18 protein-coding genes are annotated in these 26,703 nt (G+C 55.0%); 15 read left to right on the forward strand and 3 right to left on the reverse strand.

All coding sequences use genetic code 11. The features are described 5' to 3' along the window. Window positions 1-200 precede the first annotated feature (200 nt). Both phoA and putA read right to left on the reverse strand, forming a co-directional pair. Complete coding sequence (phoA, locus tag IV433_RS21070) at window positions 201-1,625, reverse strand: alkaline phosphatase (RefSeq protein ID WP_195815785.1); 1,425 nt, start codon at window positions 1,623-1,625, stop codon at window positions 201-203. Between the two features lie 559 nt (window positions 1,626-2,184). Then, window positions 2,185-6,159, reverse strand: a complete 3,975-nt coding sequence (putA, locus tag IV433_RS21075; RefSeq protein WP_195815786.1) for a trifunctional transcriptional regulator/proline dehydrogenase/L-glutamate gamma-semialdehyde dehydrogenase — start codon at window positions 6,157-6,159, stop codon at window positions 2,185-2,187. A gap of 526 nt (window positions 6,160-6,685) precedes the next feature. Here putA and putP point away from each other — a divergent pair. The 8 genes from putP (at window position 6,686) to phoH (ending at window position 16,051) form a co-directional block, all read left to right on the forward strand. Then, window positions 6,686-8,170, forward strand: coding sequence for a sodium/proline symporter PutP (gene putP / locus IV433_RS21080; RefSeq protein ID WP_195815787.1), 1,485 nt, complete (start codon window positions 6,686-6,688; stop codon window positions 8,168-8,170). A 214-nt stretch (window positions 8,171-8,384) separates the two neighbouring features. After that, window positions 8,385-9,230, forward strand: a complete 846-nt coding sequence (gene efeU, locus IV433_RS21085; protein WP_152326996.1) for an iron uptake transporter permease EfeU — start codon at window positions 8,385-8,387, stop codon at window positions 9,228-9,230. Window positions 9,231-9,290: 60 nt separating this feature from the next. After that, window positions 9,291-10,430, forward strand: a complete 1,140-nt coding sequence (gene efeO / locus IV433_RS21090; RefSeq protein ID WP_195815788.1) for an iron uptake system protein EfeO — start codon at window positions 9,291-9,293, stop codon at window positions 10,428-10,430. A gap of 154 nt (window positions 10,431-10,584) precedes the next feature. Next, on the forward strand, window positions 10,585-11,892 hold the full coding sequence (gene efeB / locus IV433_RS21095; protein ID WP_195815789.1) for an iron uptake transporter deferrochelatase/peroxidase subunit: 1,308 nt from the start codon (window positions 10,585-10,587) through the stop codon (window positions 11,890-11,892). Between the two features lie 273 nt (window positions 11,893-12,165). Then, window positions 12,166-13,224, forward strand: coding sequence for an N-acetylmuramoyl-L-alanine amidase (locus tag IV433_RS21100; protein WP_255534132.1), 1,059 nt, complete (start codon window positions 12,166-12,168; stop codon window positions 13,222-13,224). Between the two features lie 73 nt (window positions 13,225-13,297). Next, window positions 13,298-14,560, forward strand: coding sequence for a chloride channel protein (locus IV433_RS21105; protein ID WP_229893610.1), 1,263 nt, complete (start codon window positions 13,298-13,300; stop codon window positions 14,558-14,560). A gap of 192 nt (window positions 14,561-14,752) precedes the next feature. After that, the gene (locus IV433_RS21110) at window positions 14,753-15,199 is read left to right on the forward strand and encodes a hypothetical protein (RefSeq protein ID WP_195815791.1); all 447 of its coding nucleotides are present in this window, start codon (window positions 14,753-14,755) and stop codon (window positions 15,197-15,199) included. Window positions 15,200-15,262: 63 nt separating this feature from the next. Further along, the gene (gene phoH, locus IV433_RS21115; RefSeq protein ID WP_152327001.1) at window positions 15,263-16,051 is read left to right on the forward strand and encodes a phosphate starvation-inducible protein PhoH; all 789 of its coding nucleotides are present in this window, start codon (window positions 15,263-15,265) and stop codon (window positions 16,049-16,051) included. A 112-nt stretch (window positions 16,052-16,163) separates the two neighbouring features. Here phoH and chaA read toward each other — a convergent pair whose 3' ends face one another. Beyond that, complete coding sequence (gene chaA, locus IV433_RS21120) at window positions 16,164-17,264, reverse strand: sodium-potassium/proton antiporter ChaA (RefSeq protein ID WP_195815792.1); 1,101 nt, start codon at window positions 17,262-17,264, stop codon at window positions 16,164-16,166. A gap of 771 nt (window positions 17,265-18,035) precedes the next feature. Between chaA and IV433_RS21125 the strand changes: the two genes are divergently transcribed. The 7 genes from IV433_RS21125 to IV433_RS21155 all read left to right on the forward strand — a co-directional run bounded on the left by IV433_RS21125 (window position 18,036) and on the right by IV433_RS21155 (window position 26,532). Then, window positions 18,036-18,725: a gamma-glutamylcyclotransferase gene (locus IV433_RS21125; protein ID WP_152327004.1), complete on the forward strand. Its 690-nt coding sequence runs from the start codon at window positions 18,036-18,038 to the stop codon at window positions 18,723-18,725. Between the two features lie 267 nt (window positions 18,726-18,992). Further along, on the forward strand, window positions 18,993-21,239 hold the full coding sequence (locus tag IV433_RS21130; RefSeq protein WP_195815793.1) for a TonB-dependent receptor: 2,247 nt from the start codon (window positions 18,993-18,995) through the stop codon (window positions 21,237-21,239). A 222-nt stretch (window positions 21,240-21,461) separates the two neighbouring features. Next, window positions 21,462-23,030, forward strand: coding sequence for an ABC transporter substrate-binding protein (locus IV433_RS21135; protein WP_195815794.1), 1,569 nt, complete (start codon window positions 21,462-21,464; stop codon window positions 23,028-23,030). Beyond that, window positions 23,030-24,082 (forward strand): ABC transporter permease, encoded by a 1,053-nt coding sequence (locus IV433_RS21140; RefSeq protein WP_152327007.1) that lies wholly within the window; start codon window positions 23,030-23,032, stop codon window positions 24,080-24,082. Before IV433_RS21135 ends, IV433_RS21140 begins: the two co-directional genes overlap by 1 nt. Before the next feature lie 21 nt (window positions 24,083-24,103). Beyond that, window positions 24,104-24,967: an ABC transporter permease gene (locus IV433_RS21145; protein ID WP_370530273.1), complete on the forward strand. Its 864-nt coding sequence runs from the start codon at window positions 24,104-24,106 to the stop codon at window positions 24,965-24,967. After that, window positions 24,957-25,862 carry an ABC transporter ATP-binding protein gene (locus tag IV433_RS21150; RefSeq protein ID WP_229893612.1) on the forward strand — a complete coding sequence of 302 codons (906 nt, stop codon included), beginning with the start codon at window positions 24,957-24,959 and terminating at the stop codon, window positions 25,860-25,862. The genes IV433_RS21145 and IV433_RS21150 overlap by 11 nt, the downstream gene beginning before the upstream one ends. Continuing rightward, on the forward strand, window positions 25,855-26,532 hold the full coding sequence (locus IV433_RS21155) for an ABC transporter ATP-binding protein (RefSeq protein WP_195815796.1): 678 nt from the start codon (window positions 25,855-25,857) through the stop codon (window positions 26,530-26,532). The genes IV433_RS21150 and IV433_RS21155 overlap by 8 nt, the downstream gene beginning before the upstream one ends. Window positions 26,533-26,703: the final 171 nt, after the last annotated feature.

Below are 26,703 nucleotides of genomic sequence, written 5' to 3' on the forward strand. Positions count from 1 at the left end.
GAAACATAGCCAGCGAGCGGAGCGCGTGTTGAGAAAAAGCGTGGGAGATCAAAGAGGGAGGCGCTTTCCTCCCTCTTTGTCGGTTTCGGCGTCAGCCGCTGAGCGATCACTGCTACTAAAAAAACCGAAATATTCTCGATCCAGCCCTCACGGCGAGTGAGAAACCGAAATTTACTCAGTCAGCGGCCAGCCCTCACTGCTTATTTAATATTCATTGCTTCCCGCATGGTATAGAACAAATCCGTCTGGTCGGTCAGCCCGACGACGTTCGCGGCGTGTGGCCCGAACGCGGCGATCCGCAACTGAGTCCCGGTGTGACCCTGCGAGTCATCCTCGGAATTCCCGTAGCTGATGGTCATCGGCGCGCCGTCTTTGGTGGTCAGCGTTTGCGTGAGGCCGGGGGCTTTGGCGTCGGCTTCGATAATCTGGCTGGAATGTGCGTGGTCGGCGGTCACAATCACCAGCGTATTGCCATCCTGACGGGCAAATTCGAGGGCTTTCTGCACCGCTTCGTCCAGATCTACCGTCTCACCAAACTGACCGCACGGATTGGCAGCGTGATCTTGCTTATCAATCGACGCACCTTCGACTTGCAGGAAGAAGCCGTTCTGATTGGTTTTCAGCAGGTCGATCGCTTTTTCGGTCATCGCGGCCAGCGTCGGGATTTCTGCGGTGCGCTGCGGATTGGCTTCGCAGGTAACGGCCGGTTTATCGATATTGCCGTGATACGTGGCTTTCGGACCCTGCCAGCGTACCGGCATGTTGCCGTCGGCGAATAAGCCCAGCAGCGGTTTTTTCTGGTCGGCCAGCGTGATAGCGTTCAACTGGTCGGCGTTTTCTACCCACACATAACCCTGCGCCAGCGCCTGGTCTTTCAGGGATTTACCGCTGAATTCGCCGGCTTTCGCCAGCTGACTGAAGGATTTTTTGCCACCGCCCAGAGTGACGTCGGCGCGGGCCTGCAACAGCTGTTCAGTGATGGAACCGCGTCCGCCATTTTCCAGCGCGTTGCTGGCGCACTTCTCCGCTGTTTCTTCCGGGCCGTAGCATTTACGCGACGTAACATGCGCGATTTGGGCGGCTGGCGTGGCGTCCTGTAATTCTGCCGTCGAGACGTTGCCGGTCGCTTTGCCTGCGGCTTTGGCGATCTCGAGAATGGTCTGGTGATCTTTACCGTTTACGTCCACCCCGATCGCGCCGTTATAGCTTTTTACGCCGGTCGTCCAGGCTGTGGCTGAAGCGGCGGAATCTGTCACATAGCTTGGTTTCTGTGTCTTTTTATCCAGAGAATAATGCGTGTACTGACCGGTCAGCGGCAGGGCATCGATGCCTTTGAAATAACCGCCTGCGCCTTCTGCATAATTTCGTGCGGAAGTGATTTCTGAATCGCCCATTCCGTCGCCAATCAGCAGGATTACGTTCTTCACCGTTTTATCCGAAAGCGAAGCTTTCAGCGCTGCTGTCTGGTCACCGCTCAGACGACGTGCGCCACCCGGTTCAGTCAGCACGCCTTTTGCTGCGCGGTCTGTCAGGGCATCCGGCTCAGCGGCGAAAGCGCTGGCGGATGCGGAAACCAGCAGGGCAGCAGAGAGTGCGCGGGCAAGCAGGGAGAGAGGTTGTTGCATGGTCAAAACTCCTTTTGATAAACCGTCAGAAATAAAAAAACACAGATTGTTGTATTTTGTTACCGGCAGGTTAAGTCAGAGTTATGACGTTTTAATGACAGTTTAGGATGGTGATTAGAGGATTGGGTGATCACGAGTGGAAGGCCGGGATGTGTGTTGGTTTTAGCAACCCAGTGGCCTGCTAAACCCCCTCCCAACCTCCCCCTTCGCAGGGGGAGGAGCAAACCAACCGTTCGCAAATGTTTGCACATTTAGAAAGCTTCCGGCCGCATTCAGAAAGCTTGCCGAGCGAAGTGTTTCGAGACCTGTGGCTCGAAACCGAGTAAGGGAACCGCGCAGCGGCAAGTTTTCGCGGCAATAGCGTTGGCTGCTGAAACATAGCCAGCCAGCGGTAGCGCGCAGTAAAAAAGACGTGGAGATTCAAAAGAGGGGCCGTCTTGCCCCTCTTTTGTCGGTTTCGACGCAGTGAGTTAGGTGAACACAGTTATTGAAAAACCGAAACCTTCTCGATCAAGCTTCGGCTCAAAAAGCGCCAGTGCGGCGCTTCCCGCACAAACACTCACCCGATTGTCATCAGACTCGCATTCCCACCCGCTGCTGCGGTATTCACACTCAGCGAACGCTCATGCAACAGACGCTCCAGCAGGATGTTATCTTCGCCGCGCGCAAACCCTTGTACAGAAATAATCGCGCCCGGGCGCTTGGCGATAAGCTGGCAAAGTTCGCGCAGCTGATCGGCGTCGCCGTGGTAAATCACCGCGTCAAATACCGGTGCATCGTTCTGCCAGTCTTTGGCGAAATCGACACGTTCCTGTACTGCTTTCGGTAACTGGCTGAACAGTTCGCGCTGTAACGGCGCATCTGGCCAGAGAATACGGCAACCGGTCGCGGTGACGGCGGCGAGCTGGGTCAGGGCATCGTCCTGATTGTCTGACAACGCCAGAACACGCTCACGCGGCAACAATGCGTAAGTGTTACGTTCTCCGGTTGGCCCCGGCAGGGTACGCAAAGTGCCGCCCTGACTGGTTTGTGCGAAGCGCTCGCACACGGCAATCAGGTCTTCGCGATGTTTCTGTTCCGCCGCCCATTGTTGCAACGCGCGGTGCGGTGCCAGTAACGCTTCGCGAACAGACGTGTCGAGCGGCAGTTCGCGATCCTGACGCAATAACGTTTGCTGCACGGCGTCCTGCGGGCGGCTGCTCAGCAGGCGGTAAAGGTACAGCGGACCACCGGCTTTCGGACCGGTACCTGATAAGCCTTCACCGCCGAACGGCTGCACACCCACGACAGCGCCGACCATATTGCGGTTCACGTACATGTTGCCGACGTGCGCCTGTTGCGTCACGCGGTGGATGGTTTCGTCGATGCGGGTATGAATACCCAGCGTCAGGCCGTAACCCGCGGCATTAATCTGACCGATCAGCTTATCCAGATCCTGACGGGCATAACGCACCACATGCAGTACCGGGCCGAAGATTTCTTTCTTCATTTCATCGAAGCTTTCCAGCTCGATCAGCGTCGGTTTGATGAAGGTTCCGCGCGTCCATTCCTGCTGATCGGCAGCAAATTCCTGCGTGGCCTGATACACCGTGCGGCCTTTGGCGCGCATGGCATCGATGTGTTTCTCGATACCGGCTTTAGCTTCGGCGTCGATCACCGGCCCGATGTCGGTGCACAACCGCTCAGGGTTGCCCATGCGGCATTCGGCCATCGCGCCGCGCAGCATTTGCAGCGTATGGTCGGCGACGTCGTCCTGAATACACAGAACGCGCAGGGCGGAACAACGCTGACCGGCGCTGTCGAAAGCAGAGGCCACGACATCCGTCACCACCTGTTCGGTGAGCGCGGAGGAATCCACAATCATCGCGTTCAGGCCGCCGGTTTCGGCGATAAGCGGCGTCGGACGCCCCTGCGGATCCAGACGACCGGCGATGTTGCGTTGCAAAATTCCCGCCACGTCGGTGGAACCGGTAAACAGCACGCCGCGAACGCGTTCGTCATTCACCAGCTGTGAGCCCACGGTTTCACCCTGGCCCGGCAACAGTTGCAGCACGCCAGTCGGAACACCGGCTTCATGCAAAATGCCCACGGCCAGCGCGGCAATCAGCGGCGTCTGCTCAGCCGGTTTTGCCAGCACGCTGTTGCCTGCGGCGAGCGCGGCGGCAATCTGGCCGGTGAAAATCGCCAGCGGGAAGTTCCACGGGCTGATACACACAACCGGCCCGAGCGGACGGTGCGAGTCATTGGCAAAATCTTCGCGGATCTGGCCTGCGTAATAGTGCAGGAAATCCACCGCTTCACGCACTTCAGCGATGGCGTTATTAAAGGTCTTTCCGGCCTCACGCACCAGCACGCCAAGCAAGCTTTGCAACTGCGCTTCCATCAATTCTGCGGCGCGTTGCAAGATTGCGGCGCGCTCTTCGGGAGGCGTCGCAAACCAGATGGCACCGGCGGCGGTGGACGCATCCAGCGCACGGCTGATTTCATCCTGCGTGGCTTCACGCACGTAACCGACGATATCGCTGTTTTCAGCCGGGTTAATGACCGGCAGGAATTCGCCTTCATCGGTCTGCGCATCAATCATCGGCTGGGCTTTCACCGGATGGCTGGCACTTTGCAGCAGGGCGCTGGAAAGCGACGCCAGACGGTGTTCGCTCGACATATCCAGCCCGGCAGAGTTCACGCGTTTGTCGCCGTACAAATTGCGCGGCAGCGCGATACGCGGATGCGGCAATCCGACCTGACCTTCGCCGGCGGCCAGCGCTTCGACGGCCAGAACCGGATCGGCAACCAGTTCGTCAATCGGCAAGGTGGCGTCAGCGATACGGTTAACAAACGAGGTGTTCGCGCCATTTTCCAGCAAGCGGCGCACCAGATACGCCAGCAGCGTTTCATGCGTGCCGACCGGGGCATAAATGCGGCAAGGGCGGTTCAGTTTGCCCTCGCTGATTTTGCCGACAACCTGTTCGTACAGTGGTTCGCCCATGCCGTGCAGGCACTGGAATTCGTACTGGCCGGGATAATAGTTGTTACCGGCCAGCTGATAAATTGCCGCCACGGTGTGCGCGTTGTGTGTCGCAAACTGCGGATAAATCAGGTTGGGCACCGCCAGCAGTTTGCGGGCGCAGGCCAGATAGGAAACGTCGGTGTAAACCTTGCGGGTATAAACCGGATAATCTTCCAGGCCGTCCATCTGGGCGCGTTTAATCTCGCTGTCCCAGTACGCGCCTTTCACCAGGCGGATCATCAGGCGGCGACGGCTGCGCTGCGCCAGATTAGTCAGATAATCGATGACCATCGGGCAGCGTTTCTGGTAAGCCTGAATAACGAAGCCGATGCCGTTCCAGCCCGCCAGTTCCGGCTCAAAGCAGAGTTTTTCCAGCAGATCGAGGGAGATTTCCAGACGGTCGGCTTCTTCGGCGTCAATGTTGATGCCGATGTCATAACTGCGCGCCAGCAGTGTCAGGGAAAGCAGGCGCGGATAAAGTTCATCCATCACGCGTTCGTACTGCGCACGGCTGTAGCGCGGATGCAGGGCGGAAAGTTTGATGGAAATCCCCGGCCCTTCATAAATGCCACGCCCGTTTGAGGCTTTACCAATCGCGTTAATCGCCTGCTGATAAGACTGCAAATACGCCTGCGCGTCTTTTTCGGTCAGCGCCGCTTCACCCAGCATGTCGTAGGAGTAACGGAAACCTTTTTCTTCATGTTTACGCGCGTTAGCCAGCGCTTCCGCGATGGTTTCGCCGGTCACGAACTGTTCGCCCATCAGGCGCATCGCCATGTCCACGCCTTTGCGGATCAGCGGTTCGCCGCTTTTGCCGATAATCCGGTTCAGGGATTTCGACAGGCTGGCTTCATTGTGTGTCGCCACCAGTTTGCCGGTGAACAGCAGACCCCAGGTCGCGGCGTTGACGAACAGTGACGGGCTGCGGCCAAGATGTGAATGCCAGTTGCCGTTGCTGATTTTGTCGCGGATTAACGCATCGCGCGTTGGCTTATCGGGAATACGTAACAACGCTTCGGCCAGACACATCAGCGCCACGCCTTCCTGCGAGGAGAGGGAGAATTCCTGCAACAGGCTTTGCACCATACCGGCGCGGCCGTTTGCACTTTTCTGGTTACGCAGTTTGGTGGCGATGTCGGCGGCCAGTTTCAGCGCCGCGTCGTTGAGCGGGGCAGGCAGACGGGCCTGTTCGAGCAGCATGGAAACGGCTTCCGGTTCCGGGCGGCGATAGGCGGCGGTAATGGCTGAGCGGCTGACCGACTGCGGCAAAATCTGCTCGGCGAAATCAAGGAATGGCTGATGCATTTCCTGCACCGGCTGACCGGCGGGATCTTCCGCGTCGCCCGCTGCTGCGCCGTTCAGCGCCGGGATCTCCGGCAGCGAATCGCCATTTTCCAGACGTTCCAGATAGGAAAAAATCGCCTGTTTGATCAGCCAGTGCGGCGTACGGTCAATCTGCTGTGCCGCAATTTTTAGCCTGTCGCGTGTGCCTTCGTCCAGCTTCACGCCCATCGTCGTCATACCCATGCGCAACCACTCCATATGAAAAGGTTCAGGTGAATTCATTATCTTTATGGCAAGCAATATCTTCTATGTTGCAACCTTGTGCAACCCTGTTAATGCACGAAGTATGCCTGATGTGATTTATTTGGCATTTTTAACATTGAATCAACGCAGGAAAGGCGGTTTTTTCCCGGTAACCGCCTTAATAACCTCAACGTTAAAGGTGCAACTTTTAAAAATGTAACGTGCAACCCGCTCTCATCATAAGTGTGATGTGCCGTAAATTTTACGTATCCAAAATGTTAAAACATTTGAAATGTGGCGATCACTCAACCAGTATCGCGACCGACAGTTAATTTGAATAAAAACCACATTAAGTACGCTGAAAAAGAAAAAAAATGGAGAGTCATGCTGCATCCTTCGCGGGTTTCAGCCATCATCTCGCCCCGGCATGATTTTGGCCGCCTTTTAAAAAAGGCGTGTCAGGACAGACAGATGCCGGCCTGCATTGCAAACACGTATCGCAAAAAATAAGAAAGTGGAGAAGGACATGACAATGAACACACCGATGGTGGTGACGTTTTGTGTTTATATTTTCGGGATGATTTTGATAGGGCTCATCGCGTATTTACGGACCAAAAACTTTGATGATTATATTCTGGGTGGCCGCAGTTTAGGCAGCGTGGTGACGGCACTTTCCGCCGGAGCCTCTGACATGAGCGGCTGGTTGTTAATGGGTTTACCGGGCGCGATTTTTCTTTCCGGTATCTCCGAAAGCTGGATTGCCATCGGCCTCACGATTGGCGCGTATCTGAACTGGAAGCTGGTGGCGGGGCGCTTACGCGTTCACACCGAGGCCAACAATAATGCGCTGACGCTGCCGGATTACTTCACGCACCGCTTTGAAGATTCCAGCAAATTGCTGCGTATTATCTCGGCGATTGTGATCCTGGTGTTTTTCACCATTTACTGTGCTTCCGGCATTGTGGCCGGCGCGCGTTTGTTTGAAAGCACCTTCGGGATGTCTTATCAGACCGCGCTGTGGGCGGGTGCCGCGGCAACCATCATTTATACCTTTATCGGCGGTTTTCTGGCAGTCAGCTGGACTGACACCGTGCAGGCCAGCCTGATGATTTTTGCGCTGATCCTCACACCGGTGATTGTCATCCTCGCGGTCGGCGGCATTGACAGTTCAATGATGGTGATTCAGGCGAAAAACCCCGAATACACCGACATGTTCAAGAATATGAATCTGGTGGCGATTTTGTCCCTGCTCGGCTGGGGTTTGGGGTATTTCGGTCAGCCGCATATTCTGGCGCGTTTTATGGCCGCCGATTCGCATCACACTATCCGCAGCGCACGCCGTATCAGCATGACGTGGATGATTTTGTGTCTGGCAGGCACCATCGCCGTGGGCTTCTTCGGGATTGCATATTTCAGTAATAACCCGGCAGTGGCGGGCAATGTGACGCAAAACGGTGAGCGCGTGTTCATCGAGCTGGCGAAAATCCTGTTCAACCCGTGGATTGCCGGGATCTTGCTGTCGGCCATTCTGGCGGCGGTGATGAGCACCCTGAGCTGCCAGTTGCTGGTCTGTTCGAGCGCGATTACTGAAGATTTGTACAAAGCGTTCCTGCGCAAAGGCGCAAGCCAGCGTGAGCTGGTGTGGATTGGTCGTGCGATGGTGCTGGTTGTCGCGCTGGTGGCGATTGCGCTGGCCGCCAACCCTGAAAACCGCGTGCTCGGTTTAGTCAGCTACGCCTGGGCAGGTTTTGGTGCGGCATTCGGTCCGGTGATCCTGATTTCCGTAATGTGGAAACGCATGACCCGCAACGGCGCGCTGGCCGGAATGGTCATCGGCGCCGCGACGGTGATTCTGTGGAAAAGCTACGGCTGGGCAGAATTGTACGAAATCATTCCCGGCTTTATCTTTGCTTCGATCGCCATCTGGGTGGTCAGCCTGATGGGGCGTAAACCTTCCGTGGCCGTCGAAGAGCGCTTCAACGCTGCCGAAGCGGAATACAACACCATCTGATTTTCCCCGCGTTATCGTGATAAACCGGGATCGTCCTGATCCCGGTTTTCTGTTTTTTTGTGCGCATTTCCCCGACAGGTTTCAAAAAAGAGCCCGTCACCTCTTGTATTTCTTTTTCCAGGAATGATAATCAATATCGTTTCTTTTTACCTTTCTTTACAGAGTCCTTACACATCTGTAAGTCTTCAGAATTCAGGGTTCGGGAGTTTCCGCTATGTTCGTTCCGTTTCTCATTATGTTTCGCGAAGGGCTGGAGGCGGCGCTGATTGTCAGCCTGATCGCCAGTTACCTTAAACGGACGCAGCGCGGGCAGTGGCTCGGTGTGGTCTGGATTGGCGTGTTCATTGCTGCGGCACTGTGTCTGGCGCTGGGGCTGTTCATCAACGCCACCACCGGTGAGTTTCCGCAAAAGCAGCAGGAATTGTTTGAAGGCATCGTGGCCGTCATTGCGGTGTGCATTCTGACCTACATGGTGTTCTGGATGCGCAAGGTGTCGCGTTCCATCAAAGTGCATCTGGAAGGCGCGATTGATAACGCGCTCAATTCCGGTCGCGGTCAGGGCTGGGCGCTGGTAGCGATGGTGTTTTTCGCCGTCGCGCGTGAAGGGCTGGAATCGGTATTTTTCCTGCTGGCGGCGTTCCAGCAGGATGTTGGCATTGAAGCGCCCATCGGCGCGTTGCTCGGTCTGGGCGCAGCCATCGTGCTGGGTTTCCTGATTTACTACGGCGGCGTAAAGCTGCATCTGGCGAAGTTCTTCAAGTGGACCAGCCTGTTTATTCTGTTCGTCGCGGCAGGTCTGGCGGCCGGCGCTATCCGCGCTTTCCACGAAGCCGGTTTGTGGAACAGCATGCAGGATATCGCGTTTGATTTCAGCGGCACGCTGTCCACGCATTCCCTGTTCGGTACCTTGCTGGAAGGGATGTTTGGTTATCAGGAAGCGCCGACCGTCAGTGAAGTCGCGGTGTATTTCCTGTACCTGATCCCGGCGCTGTTCCTGTTCTTTATGCCTCAGGGAAAATCAGCCGTCACGGCTCCGGCCGGACAAAAAACACAACGCTGATTTTTAACAATATTGTTGTTCATACATTCTCTATTCACACAGTTTGTCACGGAGTGGTACATGTCATATTCATCCCCGCTGTTTCGCCGTAAAGCTTTACAGGTCGCGCTGCTGTCACTGCCCGCTTTTGCGCTCAGCGCTAACGTGCTGGCGGCCGATGTCCGTCAGGTCAAAATTGCTGTTAACGACAAACAATGTGAACCGATGGCGCTGACCGTGCCGGCCGGTAAAACGCAGTTTGTTATCCATAACAACAGCCAGAAAAACCTGGAATGGGAAATTCTGAAAGGCGTGATGGTGGTGGAAGAGCGTGAAAACGTGGCACCGGGCTTCACGCAGAAAATGACCGCCAATCTGGAGCCGGGCGAATACGACATGACCTGCGGCCTGCTGAGCAATCCGAAAGGCAAGCTGACCGTCACGGCGGAAGGCGCGGCAACCTCCGCAAAACCTGACGCCATGGCGCTGGTTGGCCCGATTGCGGAATACAAAGTGTATGTGACGCAACAGGTTGCTGAACTGGTTTCCCACACCAAAGCGTTCACGGATGCGATTAAGAAGGGCGATCTGGCGAAAGCGCAGGCGCTGTATGCCTCTACCCGCGTTTACTACGAACGCATCGAACCGATCGCCGAGCTGTTCTCTGATCTCGACGGCAGCATTGATGCCCGTGAAGATGACTTCGAGAAGAAAGCCGAAGACCCGAATTTCACCGGTTTCCACCGTCTGGAAAAAATCCTGTTCGCCGACAAAACCACCAAAGGCACCGAACCGTTTTCTGACAAGTTGTATGCCGACACCGTCGATCTGCAAAAACGTATTTCTGAGCTGACCTTCCCGCCAAGCAAAGTCGTGGGCGGCGCGGCAGGCCTTATCGAGGAAGTCGCATCGAGCAAAATCAGCGGTGAAGAAGACCGTTACAGCCGCACCGACCTGTGGGATTTCCGTGCAAACCTCGATGGCGCGCAGAAAATCGTGAACCTGCTGCGTCCGCTGCTGGAAAAAGCCGACAAGCCGCTGCTGGATAAAATCGACGCGAACTTTAAAACCGTGGATACCCTGCTGGACAAATACAAAACCCAAGACGGTTACGAGAACTACGAGAAACTCTCCGACGCCGACCGTAATGCGATGAAAGGGCCGATCACGACGCTGGCAGAAGATCTGGCCAAGCTGCGTGGCGTTTTAGGTTTAGATTAATCTTTGCTCCCTCCCCTGCGAAGGGGAGGGCTGGGGTGGGGTATTAATGGATACACTGTAGTCGCCTGCAATACCCCCTCCCAACCTCCCCCTTAGCAGGGGGAGGAGCAAGACCCCACCTTTTCGCAGGAGTGTTTACCTTTAAGGCATAGCAATGAGCAATAAAAACGATAATAAGTCCGTACAACAGGACGCGACTTCTTCTTCACGCCGCCGTTTACTCAAAGGCGTGGGATTGTTAGGCGGGGCATTTGCCCTCGGCGGCGCGGCCGGTGCGCAGGCAGAAAAAACACCGGGTGCCAAAAAAGAGTACACACCAGGAACCGTTTCTCCCGATGAACGCTGGGGCAAGCAGCCTTATTACGGCGAACATCAGGCGGGGATTTTAACGCCGCAGCAGGCGTCGATGATGCTGGTGGCGTTTGATGTTCTCGCGACCACCAAAGCCGATCTCGAGCGTCTTTTCCGTCTGCTCGATACCCGTTTTGCGTTTCTGACCACCGGCGGCACGGCGCCTTCGGTAGATCCGAAATTCCCGCCGATGGATTCGGGCGTAATGGGCGCGGAAATCTACCCGGATAATCTGACCATGACGCTTTCCGTGGGCGATTCACTGTTTGACGAACGCTTCGGGCTGGCCGCTCACAAACCGCTTAAATTGCAGCGCATGGCGCGTTTCCCGAATGATTCCCTTGATGCCAAACTCTGCCACGGTGATTTGCTGTTGCAGATTTGCGCCAATAACAGCGACACCGTGGTTCACGCGCTGCGCGACATCATCAAGTACACGCCGGATTTACTCAGCGTGCGCTGGCGTCGTGACGGGTTTATTTCTTCCCACGCCGCGCGCAGTCAGGGCAAAGAAACGCCGATTAACCTGCTGGGCTTTAAGGACGGCACGGCGAACCCGGATGCTAAAGATAAACCGCTGATGGACAAAGCCATCTGGGTGACTGCCGATCAGGGCGAACCGGGCTGGACGACCGGCGGCAGTTATCAGGCGGCGCGTCTGATCCCGTTCCACGTTGAGTTCTGGGACCGCACGCCACTTCAGGAACAGCAGACGATTTTTGGCCGCCACAAGGCAACCGGTGCGCCGCTGGGCATGGAAAAAGAGCATGATGTGCCGGATTACAGCAAAGATCCGGAAGGGAAGGTGATCCCGCTGGATGCGCACATTCGTCTGGCCAATCCGCGCACCAAAGAAACCGACGATAACCTGATGCTGCGTCGCGGCTACAGCTATTCGCTGGGCGTCACCAATTCCGGGCAACTGGAAATGGGGCTGCTGTTTGTCTGCTATCAGCACGATCTTGAAAAAGGTTTTCTGACGGTGCAAAAACGCCTGAACGGTGAACCGCTTGAGGAATATATCCGGCCAGTTGGCGGCGGCTTTTTCTTCACGCTGCCGGGTATCAAAGACGAAAATCACTATCTGGGGCAAACCCTGATCGAAGCCTGATTCGTTTTCCTCCTCCGTTCCCCCGGAGGAGGAATATTACCGGTCATCTTTTTTACCGTTCGTTACCGAATTCACGCCCTGTTAATACTCCCGCGCACTCCTGAAAACGTCAGTAATGTCATGATGATAAATCGTTAACGGCTTTATCACGATGCCTGCCCTGAGACTGTTATGACCATCAACCATTCCCGCAGAAAACTGCTGATTTTCGGCATTGGCCTGTCGCTGGCGACACCGCGCCTGTACGCCGCACAAAAGGCCGTACGCGTTTCAATGACGTCAGATGCGCGCCAGATTACCGTATCCTTGCCCGCCGCCGATAAACGCAGCCGCGTATTTATGCTCGGCGCGCCGGAACGGGTGGTGATCGACATGCCGGTGGCGTCATTTCCGCCTGAACTGGAACATGCGCTGACGGTGATCCGCCAGAAATTCCCGTGGATTGAGGAAGGGCGCATTGCCCATTTCAGCCCGGACGTGGCGCGTATTGTGCTGACGGTGAAGGGTAAACCGGTAGTCACGCGCACCACAGAAAACGGCGTGATGAAGGTTGTTATTACCGGGGAAGGCCTCGCTGCACAAACGGCAGCGCAGGCTTTGCCTTTAGCCACCAAAGCGCCACTGGCGGAAAAACCCCTGCTGGTGATGATTGATCCCGGCCACGGCGGAAAAGACCCCGGTGCGATTGGCAACGAAGGCACATATGAAAAACACGTGGTTCTGCACATCGCCAAACGGCTGCAAACCTTGCTGGATCAGCAGCACGGCATTCACGCGGTGCTGACCCGGCAGGATGACGTTTTTATACCGCTTTATCACCGCGTCAGCCTGGCGCATCAGCACGAAGCCGACCTGTTTATTTCTATTCACGCCGACGGATTTACCAACGATCAGGTCTCCGGCGCTTCGGTTTTTGCGCTGTCAGAACACGGCGCAGGCAGCGCGATGGCGCGGTATCTTTCGCAGAGCGAGAACAGCGTCGACGTGCTGTATGACAATGATTTTAAAACCGACGATGAGTATCTGAAGGAAACGCTTTTCGACCTCGATCAGCACGAAACCATTCACCGCAGCATGGATTTCGGCAGCCATCTGGCGGCGAACATTGTCAAAGTGCATCACATGCACAGCCCGCACCCGGAGCAGGCGGGCTTCGCGGTGCTGAAATCCCCGCGCATTCCGTCGGTGCTGGTGGAAACGTCCTTCATCACCAACAAGCAGGAAGAAAAACTGCTCGGCGAACCGGTCTTTCAGGAGAAGATGGCGAGGGCGCTGGCGGAGGGCATTAACAGTTATTTTCTCAACGAAAAGAAAAATAACTTGCTGAGCTGACGTGCGGTTTAACTGATGTTTTGTAAGCTGTTTAGAGAACCCAAACATCAGATATAAATGCGGAGTGCCTGCGTTGAATAATTCCGAAATTTCCAGCCCTTTATGGCGGCTGACGGCAGCGACATTGTGTACCGGCGTGCTGGCCGGTCTCGGTGGCATGATGCTGGCGCTGATCCTGCACTACATCCAGCATCTGGCCTTCGGCTACAGCCCGGATTTCATCATCAGCAGCGAGAGCTTTTTGCAGGGCGTCAGCGAAGCCACGCGCAGCCGGCGGCTGATCGTGCTGATTATCTGTGGTGCAGTTGCCGGCGCAGGCTGGTGGGCGTTGTACCGCTGGGGAAAACCGCTGGTGAGTATTGCCGCGGCGGTCAAATCAGAAAGTCCACGTATGCCGTTTGTCAGCACGACGATTCATGCGTTGCTGCAAATCATCACCGTCGCGCTCGGTTCGCCGCTCGGACGTGAGGTCGCGCCGCGCGAAATCGGTGCGGTCAGCGCAAACTGGCTGTCGCTGCGCTTCAGGCTGACGGCGCGCGAAACGCAAATCATGATTGCCTGCGGTGCAGGCGCGGGGCTGGCGGCGGTGTATAACGTTCCGCTTGGCGGCGCGGTGTTTGTGCTGGAAGTGTTGCTCGGCGCGTTCCGCTGGCCGCTGTTGCTGCCTGCAATAGCGACATCCTCTGTTGCCGCGCTGGTAGCCTGGATCGGGCTGGGCAACGAATCGCAATATCACCTGATGCAGCTGAACACCACGCCCGCCTTGCTGGTCTGGTCAGCGGTCATGGGGCCGGTATTTGGCGTTGCGGCTTACGGGTTTACGCGGATGACCAACCGGGCGAAAGCGCAGGCCCCGCGCGATGCGCGTCTGATTATTTATAACCTGCTCAATTTTGCGTTTATCGGCATTCTGGCGGGCTGGCTTCCGCAATTACTGGGTAACGGCAAAGGCCCGGCGCAGTTAAGTTTTGATAATCAGATTACCGTGGCGCTGGCGGCAACCGTGCTGATGGGGAAGCTGGTGATTACCTGGAGCACATTACGCGCCGGGGCGCAGGGCGGATTACTGACGCCGGGATTATCCAATGGCGCATTGCTGGCCTGTATTTTGGGCGCGCTGTGGAATATTTTCTGGCCGGGAACATCGCTGGGCGCATTTGCCATTATTGGCGCGGCGGCATTTCTGGCGTCCTCAATGAAAATGCCACTAACCGCCATTGTGCTGATAATGGAGTTCACGCGGGTGGATCATGACTTCTTAATTCCGATCCTTTTTGCCGTCAGCGGGTCAGTCGCCTGCTTTACTTTATGCAGTAAAATCACGGATAAAAAATAACCAGTGCGAGGATCTGAAAAAAGATCCTCATGATCCTATTGACGGTGACCACAAATTTTTTTACATTTTGGTAACGCAAATGTTTCAGCTGTCATTATACTGAAATTATATCGCGGTAGTTTTTAAGATGTACGGGATAAGTTTTCACGAGGTGTCCGGCAACTGCCGTTAATAACACTGCGGGGAGCGCGAATGGTAAAGTCCATGTTTGGGCTGTTGATTGAAAATAACATGCTTCACCCACTGACTCGTTGTTGTTGCGTAAAAGCAAACGAGGGCAAGGCTTCCGACTCTCCAATATTAACCAAAACACTTTCAGTATATTCCTACCGCTTTTTAGAGAAGTTATCATCCACGCACCACCAACCCTGTTCTTTAACTGACTCTTTCATCCCTTTTAAAACAACTGCGAAACGCATTGGCTTTTATTCTTGCAATTTCACTGTGCGGGTCAGCGGTTTGTCATTATCGAGGATTTTACTTTCATTGAGAGTTTTATTTTCGGTGGATATGACAATGCCTCCTTGTGAACAGAAAGCAGCCAAAAGATTATCTCTTAATCACTTTGGTCTATTTTCCTCTTCACGATATTCAATGGCTGTACTTGGTCTAAAAGGAGACCAAAACCTCATTTGTTAGTGAAACATAACCGTGCGGGCATTATGCCTTAGCGTTAAGTGAATCAAACTGTAAGGTGCCACTATGGGAAGACAGAAAGCAGTGATCAAAGCTCGTCGTGAAGCAAAACGTGTAATTCGTAATGATTCACGCAGTCACCGCCAGCGCGAGGAAGAATCTGTGACGTCATTAGTACAGATGGGCGGTTTGGAATCGATTGGAATGGCTCGCGACACCCGCGACACGTCCGTCATCGAAGCGCGTACTGAAGCTCAGGGTCATTACTTATCAGCCATAGAGAATAAGCAGTTAATTTTTGCTACCGGCGAAGCAGGCTGCGGCAAAACATTTATCAGCGCTGCGAAAGCGGCAGAGGCATTAATTCACAAAGAAATCGACAGGATTATTGTTACCCGTCCGGTTCTCCAGGCCGATGAAGATCTCGGTTTCCTGCCCGGCGATATATCAGAGAAATTTGCACCTTATTTCCGTCCGGTCTACGACATTCTGTTACGTCGTCTGGGGTCTTCCTTCCTGCAATATTGTTTGCGGCCGGAAATAGGGAAGGTTGAAATTGCGCCATTCGCTTATATGCGCGGGCGTACTTTCGAAAATGCGGTGGTTATTCTGGATGAAGCCCAGAATGTCACGGCCAGTCAGATGAAAATGTTCCTGACGCGTCTCGGTGAAAACGTGACGGTTATAGTTAACGGTGATATTACCCAGTGTGATTTACCACGTGGAGTTGTATCGGGGCTCAGCGATGCACTATCCCGCTTCGAAGAAGACGAGATGGTCGGCATCATTAAGTTTGATAAACAGGACTGCGTCCGCTCTGAATTGTGCCAGAGAACGCTGAATGCCTATTCGTAATTAACCTCATTCCCATCACAATGCATCACATAATGAAAAAGGCCGCTCTTGTGAGCGGCCTTTCTTATGGGTGTTGCCTGCGGTGATAACTTTCTACAACACAATAATCAGACTACAACATAATAATCATCATATAAGCGCAGAATAATGCCAGATGCGCCGTGCCGTTCAGGACATTAGTACGGCCGGTCGAGAAGGAAATCTGGCACAAAATCAGCACCGACAGCATGACCACGATGTTCGCCGGATCCAGCCCGAAAATTAAGTTCTGGCCGGTCAGGGTGGCGATAACGGTCACCGCCGGAACGGTCAGGGAGATAGTCGCCAGCACCGAACCGAAGAACAGATTCATGGCGCGCTGAACCTGATTTTTCAGTACCGCTTTTAACGCACCCAAACCTTCAGGGGAAAGAATCAGCAGTGCCACCAGGAAACCGGTGAACTGCGCAGGTGCGTTCAGTTCAGTCAGCAGGCTTTCCAGCGGATTGGCGTTGAATTTGGTGACGGCAATAACCAGCACCAGATGCACCAGCAACCACAGTGTGTGCGTCAGATTGCTTTTTGAAGAAGGCTTTCCGTGGCCGTCTTCTTCGCCTTCATCTTCATGTTCATAGATAAACAGGCTCTGGTGCGTTTTGGTCTGAATCAGCAGGAATACGCCGTACATGGCGGAGGAAATCACCGCGACAAACAGCGCCTGCGGCGTGCTGAAATTACCGCCCGGTAAGGCGGCGGGCAGAACCAGCACGATCACCGCCAGCGGGAAAATCGCCATCAGATACTGTTTAATGCCGCCCAGATTGACGTATTGCGTCGCAAATTTACGGCCACCCAGCAGCAGGGCGACGCCCACCAGACCGGCGGTCACGATCATGATGATGGAGAATAATGTGTCACGCATCAGCGCGGGCGCGGCGTCACCGGTTGCCATCAGGGCCGAAATCAGACTGACTTCGAGGATGACCACTGAAAGGCTGAGGATGAGCGAGCCGTAGGGTTCACCTAAGCGGTGAGCCAGGACGTCGGCGTGACGCACAACGCTGAATGCGCTGGCGAGAATACCGACCAGCGCAATTAAATTGATGCCAACGACGGAGGCGAAGTTACTGCTGTTGCCCCAGAGGACGAGAACAATCAGGGCGGCAATAGGGAAAATCAGGGAGTATTCCTGATGGCGGGTTTTGATTTTTGGATGTTCCTGTGACGACACCATGATGATTATTCTCCTTATAAACACTCACGAAGTAACAACCGCCTGTCCCCGGTTGTCAGTAAAATGCATAGCAGCATAAAGATGTAACTCATTAAGTATAGTAGATAAATTAATCTGTTAACAGAAAATAATTGATGTTAGTCATAATAAAATCACTTAATCAGTGTTTACAGGTAAATAATTTGCATTAACTGTGGTTTTTTCTTTACTTAACTTTGATTGTTAATATTTTAAATTTATAAATTACAGTGAGTTATGTGTTGTTATGTTTTTAATGACGCGAATGCGTCAGTTTATGTAAATCATCGCCATACCCACAGGGTTATGATGTGAATTTTCACATTTTTGGCCCTGAAGAATTTAAAAAACAGCTTCTTCCGGCGCGATACCCAGAGGGTAGCAGCCGTCGTGATTATTGCGCGCCGGCTGCGCACGTAATGACAGCAACAAACAATTCAGTGGCGAAGATGAACCGTATAAAAAAGGTCGATCACGATAAATGACACCTCAAAAAGTCAACATTCTTACAATGTTCATAAAATAATCACTTTATTTTCGTTTTGTGATCCCCCGCAACCTTGATTGCAACGACAGAAACGAATAAGGTTTCAACAAACACGGGAATACTAAATTTCCTAAAAATTTAAACGGCGGCCTCAGCAAAATGCCGGGCTTGTCCGATAACAGGTATAACTCGCACCCACGACAGCGGAGAACACAGCGTTAACAGCATGGCATGTTCAAAAGTAAGTGGTACAGAAGGGGGAATGAATGTTAACTCGAGATTTCCTGCGTAACGCAGATTGTAAAACAGCATTCGGTAATATCGACGAATCGATGCTACTGACCCCTGAACAACGCGCCGCCTCATTAGGTTGTGCTCTGGCGCGTCGCCCCGACAACAGCCCGGTGTGGATTTTTGGCTACGGTTCACTGATGTGGAACCCGGTCTTTGATTCCGAAGAGGCGCGTCCTGCCACACTGCATGGTTATCACCGTGCATTCTGTTTACGTCTGACTTCCGGGCGCGGAACCCATGCCCAGCCGGGCCGTATGCTGGCGCTGCGCGACGGCGGAAAGACCACCGGTCTGGCGTTCCGTCTGCCGGAAGACAAACTGCATGAAGAGCTTGAGCTGCTGTGGAAACGTGAAATGGTGACCGGCTGCTACCGTCCGACGTGGTGTGAGCTTGAGCTCGACGACGGACGCAAAGTCACCGCGCTGGTGTTTATTATGGATCCGTCGCACCCGCAGTACGAAGCTGACACTGACTATCAGGTTATCGCGCCGCTGATTGCACAGGCCAGCGGACCGCTGGGCACCAACGCGCAATATCTGTTTGCGCTGGAAAAAGAGCTGAATAATTACGGCATGCGCGATGACTGCATGAGCGAGCTGGTTAAACAGGTGAGAATGTTGCTGTCGGTTTCACCCGGCTTTGATGTTCCCGGCCTGAGCTGATTTTTCCTGAAACACGCTTTTCCGCTGTGCAGGCTCCCTGCGCAGCGTTTCCTTTCTCCGCCGTTATTTTTATCTTCCTGAATTCAAACGATTAGCCTTAGTTTCCTGCTGTTATGATTTCCCTATGATACTGAAAACCCCCATTAACATCCTGTTTACTATGATTTTTTAACGAAAAGTCGGTTGCATTTGCAAAACACCTGAGCATAATCCGAATGGTTTTAATAATTATTCTCATTATCGATTGAACTTTTCAGGGAATCCTCAATGCGCGCTCAACGTGAAATTTTTCACACGCCTGTTTTCGCCCGTAAGTTGCTGCCAGTGGTGATCTCTGCCGCACTGGCGGCGGTTACGCTGCCTGCACATGCGGCCACAACAACAACACCTGCGGCTGACGCTGTTAATACGGCGTCGTCTAAAACCGGCGACACCATTACCGTCACTGCCGCACAGACCGATTTTAAAGCGGGCGGCGAGACACCGGTGCCGGCCTATCTTGACGGCGACGTCGCCAACGGCGGGCGTCTCGGCGTTCTGGGCCAGCAGGACGCCATGAATGTGCCGTTCAACGTCATCAGTTTCACCAACAAACTGATTCAGGACCAGCAAAGCCGCACGCTCGGTGATGTGCTTAATAACGACGCCAGCGTTCAGACCGGTTATGGCTACGGAAACTACGCGGAAACCTTCAACATCCGCGGGTTTGCGTTAGACGGCGAGGACATTTCCTACGGCGGCCTGTACGGCGTATTGCCGCGCCAGCTGGTGCCGATGGAACTGGCCGAGCGCGTGGAGCTGCTTAAAGGCTCCAGCGCCTTTCTTAACGGCGTACCGCCGGGCGGCACGGGCGTGGGCGGTAACGTCAACATTGAACCCAAACGCGCCACGGATACGCCAATCAACCGCGTGACTGTCGATTACACCTCATCTTCTCAGGTGGGCGGCGCGGTGGATGTCGGTCGTCGTTTTGGTGATAACAACCAGTGGGGCGTGCGCGTCAACGCCGTGAACCGTGAAGGCGAAACGGCTGTTAATGACGAACATCGCCGCCTGACCATGGGCTCGATTGGCCTCGATTATCGCGGCGATCGTTTCCGCTCTTCCTTTGATTTCGGCGTGACTAAACAGACTGTTCACGGCGGGCGTCCGGTTGTCTATCTGGGCAATGCGACCAAAGTGCCGGATGCGCCTTCAGCGACCAAAAACTACGGGCAGGATTTTGCTTCCAGTAATCTGGAAAATGAATTCGGTATGCTGAAAGCCGAATACGACGTGGCAGACGACTGGACCGTTTACGGCGCGGTCGGTATGAACCATGACCGTGAATACGGTAACTACAGCTCTCCGACGCTGAAAGATGACAACGGCAACGCCACGATGGGGCGCCTCACCGTGCCTTACGTCTCTGACAGCGTTGCCACGCAGGCGGGCGTTCGCGGCAAATTCGACACCGGCTTTATCAGCCACAGCGTGAATCTGGGCATGTCGAGCGTGTACCGTAAATACAAAACCGCGTACACCATGTCGGCATCGTCGATTAATACCAATATTTATGATCCGGTTGACGCCAGCTCTCCGGCCACTTTGTATGCGGGCGGCAGCATGGGCGATCCGGCGCTGCGCAACCGTGTCCAGAACGTCGGCGTGTCGGTTTCCGATACCTTATCGATGCTCGACGACCGTCTGCAACTGATTGCCGGTCTGCGCCGCCAGAACGTCATCGTGAAGGATTACAGCTACACCGGCACCGAAACTGACTCCTTTGAGCAGATGAAAGTCACGCCAGCTTTTGGCCTTGTGGTGAAACCGTGGGAACACGTTTCCTTCTACGCGAATCACATCGAAGCCTTGCAGGCCGGTGAGGTGTCAGGCACCACGTACAACGGCAAAGTTGTCACCAATGGCGGTCAGGCGTCCGGCATTGAAACCTCCAAACAGGATGAAGTTGGCGTAAAAACCGACTTTGGCCGCGTCGCGGGCACATTGTCTCTTTATCAGATTAAGAAACCGGTCGGCATGTACCGCGCCACCGGCGACACCTATGAATACGGCACCTACGGTGAAGTCCGTAACCGTGGCGTAGAGCTGAACGTATTTGGCGAACCGGTGCTGGGCGTGCGTCTGAACGGCAGCGTGACCTGGATGAACCCGGAAATGACCCAAACGCAGGACGGCGCTTACAACGGCAAAGATGCGGTGGGTATTCCGCGTTACCAGTGGGTGCTTGGCGGCGAATGGGATATTCCCGGCGGCAGCGGTGTGACGGCGCTCGGCAAAGTGATCCGCTCCGGGTCGCAATATGCCGATGAAGAAAACAGCCTGAAAGTGGACGGCTGGACGCGTCTGGATCTCGGTTTGCGTTACGTGATGCCGGTCGGCCAGAACACGCTGACATGGCGTGCCAATCTGGAAAACGTCACCAACGAGAAATACTGGGCATCCGCGACGGGCGGTTATCTGACGCAGGGCGACCCGCGTGAATTTAAGCTCTCCGCGACCTACGACTTCTGATTTTGACTCACTCCCTTTCCTGTATCGGGGAAGGGAGTTTTTTCCCGTATTTTGTTCAGTAACAATCCCCGGTCAACGCCCGTCCTGACTCATTAATAACCAATCAGATAACGTTATGCGAAATATGCATAACGATAGTATTTATCAGACTTTCTGGTAGGTTGAAGAAACTTTACACTAATAAGACGTTAGCAATTTCGCTACATTGGAGAGTGTTTCTTGATGAAAGCTTTATTACCGTCCGTCCTGTTTACGGCTATTGCGGCTACTTTCTCTGTGCAGGCTGCCACGCCGCCGGACACCCTGGTTATTGCGCAATCCATTGATGACACCTCCAGTTTTGACCCGGCTCAGGGTTTTGAGCTGACGACGATTCAGGCTTTCAACAGTATTTATCAGCGTCTGGTGCAGTCAGACCCGAATAATCCTATCGATTTAAAACCGACGCTGGCGACCTCGTGGGAAGCGGCGAAAGACAACCGCAGCCTGACGTTTACACTGTCGCCAAAAGCGGTGTTTGCCAGCGGTAATCCGCTGACCGCCGATGACGTTATTTTCTCGCTGTCGCGCGTGGTGAAGCTGAACCTTGAGCCTTCATTCATCCTGACGCAGCTGGGCTGGACCGACAAAAACGTCGATACCTTCCTGACTAAAATCGATGATCATCACGTCAAAATCAGCTGGACCGCCGATGTCAGCCCGTCATTCGTGCTGAGCCTGCTGTCTGCGCCGGTGTCTTCCATCGTTGACAGCAAACTGGTGAAAACCAATGCCGCCGCTGACGATCTCGGTCACCAGTGGCTGAGCAACCATTCCGCCGGTTCCGGCCCGTACCAGATCCGTAACTATATTCCGCATGAAGTGGTGATTCTTTCCGCGAACCCGACCTCACCGGAAGGCGCGCCGAAGCTGAAAACCATTCTGATTAAAAACGTGCCGGATCCGGCTGCACGCCGCCTGCTGATTGAACAGGGTGATGCCGATATTGCGCGTAACCTCGGTTCTGACCAGATGGCCGCGCTCGAAGGCAAGAAGGGCGTGAAGCCGCTGGCGATCCCTTATGCTTCCTTGTATTTCCTGCAATTTAACGCCAAAGCCTCTCCGGCGCTGGGCAATCCGGCTTTCTGGGAAGCGGCACGTTACCTGTTTGACTACAATCATATCGCACATGATCTGATGAAAAATCAGTTCCAGGTGCATCAGGCATTCCTGCCGGAAGGTTACCTCGGCGCGGTAAATGACACGCCGTACACCTATGATCCGGCCAAAGCCAAAGCGATTCTGGCTAAAGCGGGTCTGACGAATGTGAGCTTTACGCTCTCCACGTCCAACCAGCCACCGTATCTGGACATCGCGCAGGCCTTGCAGGCCAGCTTTGCGCAGGGCGGCGTGACCGTGAAACTGGATCCGGGCTTAAGCCAGCAGATTTCTACCAAAGTGAAAGCACACGATTACGACGCCTACATGTCTTCGTGGGGCCCGGATTACTTTGACCCGAACACCAATGCCTCTGCGTTTGCGTTCAACCCTGAAGATGGCAGCAAAACGCTGGCATGGCGTGCTAACTGGTCGATTCCTGCGCTGAACAAACTGACGCTGGCCGCTATTGCAGAGCCCGATCAGGCAAAACGCGTGGCGGATTACCGTCAGCTGCAACTCGAAGTGCAGAAAAACTCACCGTTTGTCGTGGGTTTGCAGGCGAAAAGCCTGATTGCCGTGCGTGACAACATTAAAGGATATGTTCAGGGCATCAACCCGGACATGGTCTTCTACAGCAAGGTCACTAAGTAATGACAGACAGTTCAACGCCCGCCGGATTCGTCCGGCAGGGTTGGCGCTGGTCAGGCCGTTTGCTGACCGGCGTGATTTCGCTGGCGCTGACGTTGCTCGGTTTGCTGGCGTTCACCTTTACGCTTTCCCATCTCGCCCCGATTGACCCGACGTTGCAGGTCGCGGGCGATCACGCCAGTGAAGCCACCTACGCGCAGGTTCGTCGCGATCTGGGGCTGGATCAGTCGGTTCCCGTGCAGTTCGCCAAGTATCTGGATCACCTCGCGCATGGCGATATGGGGATTTCCCGTATCACCGCGCAGCCGGTCGCCAGCGATCTGATGCGTACCTTTCCGGCGACGGTAGAACTGGCAACCTGTTCCATCTTGCTGGGGGGAACGCTGGGAATTTTGCTGGCGCTGCTGGCCGTGTGGAAACCCGGAAGCTGGCTGGATAACATTGCCCGGTTTGTTTCGCTGCTCGGTTATTCCGTGCCGATTTTCTGGTTAAGTCTGCTCGGCCTGCTGCTGTTTTACGCCGTGCTGCACTGGGCGGGCGGCCCCGGACGGCTCGACGATTTGTACATGTACACCATGACGCCGCGCACCGGTTTTGTGCTGATTGATACCTGGCTTTCCGGCGACCGTGACATGTTCTACAACGCGATCAGCCATTTATGGTTACCGGTGACGGTGCTGGCGATGCTGTCGATGGCCGGGATTACGCGCCTTTTGCGTGCGTCCATGCTGGGCGAAATGAACAAAGAATACGTGATTCTTGCGCGCTCAAAAGGCGCGGGCAGGGTGCGCGTGTTGCTATGCCACGTCTTTCCGAACGTGCTGGGTACGCTGATTACTGTGCTCACCTTGTCCTATGCCAGCCTGCTGGAAGGGGCGGTACTGACGGAAACGGTGTTTGCCTGGCCGGGCGTCGGACGTTACCTGACCACTGCGCTGTTTGCGGCGGATACCCCGGCCATTCTCGGCGCTACATTGCTGATCGGCACCTGTTTCGTGCTGCTCAATGCGCTGGCTGACGCCCTTACTTATTTGCTCGATCCGCGGACCCGGTAGTTTTCGCTTATGACTCAACAAATGATCCCTGAACAACCGGCGCAGGTTGACGCCGGGGCTAACGTCTGGAAGCCCGCGCGCCGCATCACTGCGCTCTCGGTCGGCCTGGTGCTGGTGGCGATTCTGGTGCTGACCGCGCTGCTCGCACCGCTGCTTGCGCCTTTTGATCCCAATATTCAGCACATCGAATTACGCCTGCTGCCGCCGTCCGGCGCGCACTGGCTGGGCACGGACGGCTTTGGCCGCGACCTGCTTTCCCGCGTGATTTACGGCGCGCGTCCGACGCTGCTGCTGGTGTCGCTCATCCTGATCCTGACCATTCCGGTGGGGCTGCTCATCGGCATCAGCGCCGGTTACATCGGCGGCTGGTACGAGCGCATTCTGATGCGACTGACTGACATCGTGATGTCATTGCCGAGTCTCGTCATGGCACTGGCACTTGTCGCTATTATGGGGCCGGGGCTGATGAACGGCGCGCTGGCGCTGGCCTTCACCAGCTGGCCGCCGTTTGCGCGTCAGGCGCGGGCGGAAACGCTGGCGCTGCGTCGTAGTGATTATCTGGCGGCGGCGAGAATGCAGGGCATCGGCGGTTTGCGTCTGATGTTCGGCCATATTCTGCCGCTGTGTCTGCCCAGCGCGGTCGTGCGTGCGGCGCTCAGCCTCGGCGGCATCATTCTGGCGTCTGCCGGTCTGGGTTTCCTCGGTATGGGCATTCAGCCACCGACCGCCGAATGGGGTTCGATGGTTGCCGAAGGCAGTAAAGTGATTTTCGACCAGTGGTGGGTAGCGGCTGCGCCGGGTGGCGCAATTCTGTTTGCAAGTCTGGCTTTCAACCTGCTGGGCGACGGCCTGCGTGACAAAATGGATCCACGACATGGCAACTGATGCTCAAACGCTTCATCAGCAACACAATCAACAGAAGACGCAACATACCGACCGGCTGACGGCGAAAGATCTCACCATTTATCTGCCGGGTGAACGCCCGCTGGAACTGGTGAAATCGCTCTCATTCAGCGTCGGGCAGGAACGTGTGGCGCTGGTGGGGGAATCGGGGTCCGGTAAATCCCTGACCGCGCGTGCCCTGATGGGATTACTGCCGCACCCGTGCAAGCTGCGCGCTTCTGAGCTGACGCTCGGTGACCATGATCTGACCACGCTGAAAGAACGCGAGTGGAGCCGTCTTCGCGGGAACCGTGTGTCGATGGTCATGCAGGATCCGAAACACGCGCTGAATCCGACGCAGAAAATCGGCAAACAGGTGGAAGAACCGCTGCGCCTGCATACGCGCCTTGGCCGCAAAGAGCGGCAGGAAAAAGTCGCCGATATGCTGAACGCCGTCGGCCTGCCAAATCCGGCCTTCCTACAACAACAATATCCGCATCAGCTTTCCGGCGGGATGGGCCAGCGCGTGATGCTGGCGATTGCGCTGATCAACGATCCGCAATGGCTGATTGCCGATGAACCCACGTCTGCGCTGGATTTCGACATGCGCGAACAGGTTCTCGGGCTGATTGAACGGCTGGTGGAACAGCGCAATATGGGACTGATTCTTATCAGCCACGACCTGCAACAGGTTGCGCACCACTGCGAGCGCGTACTGGTGATGTACAAAGGCGAGTTGCTGGATGAACTGCCGGCAGACCAGCTGGCGCAGGCCACGCATCCGTATACGCATACGCTGTGGTCATGCCGTCCGAGCAAATTTACGCACGGAGAACGCCTGCCGGTGCTGGATCGCGCACTGCTGGCGTCACTGAAAAAGGAACCTCGCCATGACTGAAATTGTTGCGGAACTGGACAAGCTGAGCGTTTCGCACCGTCAGGGTTACGAAGTGCGTACCGTGGTGCATAACGTCAGCCTGACGATTAACAAAGGCGAATGTTTCGGTCTGGTCGGGCCGTCCGGCTGCGGTAAATCCTCTTTACTGTGGGTGCTCGCCGGGCTGAACGGCAACTGGGATGGCAGCCTGACGCTGCTGGATCACAAAGTGAAACCGGGCAAACCCTTTACCGGCAGTCTGCGCCGCGATGTGCAGATGGTATTTCAGGATCCGTATGCCTCGCTGCACCCGAAACATAAGCTGCTGCGCACGCTGGCGGAGCCGCTGAAAATCCTCAAAGAGCAGGATATCGAACAGAAAATTGCCGAAGGTTTCCGTCAGGTAGGGCTGGATCCGGCGCTGATGAACCGCTATCCGCACCAGCTTTCCGGCGGCCAGCGTCAGCGCGTGGCGATTGTGCGTGCGCTGTTGCTCAAACCCAAACTGCTGCTGCTCGATGAACCGACCTCCGCGCTGGACATGTCGGTACAGGCGGAAATCCTCAATCTTCTCAATGACCTGAAAGCGAACAGCGATCTGACCATGATATTGGTGAGCCACGATGCGGATGTGATTGATCATATGTGTGATCGCGCGGTGCATATGGCGAAGGGGTATGTGTTGAGCTGAAGCTTGAGCCGCCTTGCTCCTCCCCCTGCGAAGGGGGAGGTCGGGAGGGGGTTTAGCAGGCAACTGAGCAGCTAAAACCAACACCCCATCCCGGCCTTCCCCTCGTGAGAGGGGAAGGAGCAAAATCCGTCCTGCTGTTTTTTCTCATCAAGTCTGTTTAAGTCTTCTTAA

It is taken from the genome of Rahnella laticis (assembly GCF_015644585.1).
Lineage (GTDB): Bacteria > Pseudomonadota > Gammaproteobacteria > Enterobacterales > Enterobacteriaceae > Rahnella > Rahnella laticis.

What these genes read in the sequence shown, in the direction of transcription:
- putP (WP_195815787.1), top strand. Translation starts at nt 6,686, where the DNA reads ATGACAATGAACACACCGATGGTGGTGACGTTTTGTGTTTATATTTTC.
- IV433_RS21125 (WP_152327004.1), top strand. Translation starts at nt 18,036, where the DNA reads ATGTTAACTCGAGATTTCCTGCGTAACGCAGATTGTAAAACAGCATTC.
- chaA (WP_195815792.1), bottom strand. Translation starts at nt 17,264, where the DNA reads ATGGTGTCGTCACAGGAACATCCAAAAATCAAAACCCGCCATCAGGAA.
- IV433_RS21100 (WP_255534132.1), top strand. Translation starts at nt 12,166, where the DNA reads ATGACGTCAGATGCGCGCCAGATTACCGTATCCTTGCCCGCCGCCGAT.
- efeB (WP_195815789.1), top strand. Translation starts at nt 10,585, where the DNA reads ATGAGCAATAAAAACGATAATAAGTCCGTACAACAGGACGCGACTTCT.
- putA (WP_195815786.1), bottom strand. Translation starts at nt 6,159, where the DNA reads ATGGGTATGACGACGATGGGCGTGAAGCTGGACGAAGGCACACGCGAC.
- IV433_RS21130 (WP_195815793.1), top strand. Translation starts at nt 18,993, where the DNA reads ATGCGCGCTCAACGTGAAATTTTTCACACGCCTGTTTTCGCCCGTAAG.
- IV433_RS21150 (WP_229893612.1), top strand. Translation starts at nt 24,957, where the DNA reads ATGGCAACTGATGCTCAAACGCTTCATCAGCAACACAATCAACAGAAG.
- IV433_RS21140 (WP_152327007.1), top strand. Translation starts at nt 23,030, where the DNA reads ATGACAGACAGTTCAACGCCCGCCGGATTCGTCCGGCAGGGTTGGCGC.
- IV433_RS21145 (WP_370530273.1), top strand. Translation starts at nt 24,104, where the DNA reads ATGATCCCTGAACAACCGGCGCAGGTTGACGCCGGGGCTAACGTCTGG.
- IV433_RS21155 (WP_195815796.1), top strand. Translation starts at nt 25,855, where the DNA reads ATGACTGAAATTGTTGCGGAACTGGACAAGCTGAGCGTTTCGCACCGT.
- phoH (WP_152327001.1), top strand. Translation starts at nt 15,263, where the DNA reads ATGGGAAGACAGAAAGCAGTGATCAAAGCTCGTCGTGAAGCAAAACGT.
- IV433_RS21135 (WP_195815794.1), top strand. Translation starts at nt 21,462, where the DNA reads ATGAAAGCTTTATTACCGTCCGTCCTGTTTACGGCTATTGCGGCTACT.
- phoA (WP_195815785.1), bottom strand. Translation starts at nt 1,625, where the DNA reads ATGCAACAACCTCTCTCCCTGCTTGCCCGCGCACTCTCTGCTGCCCTG.
- IV433_RS21110 (WP_195815791.1), top strand. Translation starts at nt 14,753, where the DNA reads ATGGTAAAGTCCATGTTTGGGCTGTTGATTGAAAATAACATGCTTCAC.
- efeU (WP_152326996.1), top strand. Translation starts at nt 8,385, where the DNA reads ATGTTCGTTCCGTTTCTCATTATGTTTCGCGAAGGGCTGGAGGCGGCG.
- efeO (WP_195815788.1), top strand. Translation starts at nt 9,291, where the DNA reads ATGTCATATTCATCCCCGCTGTTTCGCCGTAAAGCTTTACAGGTCGCG.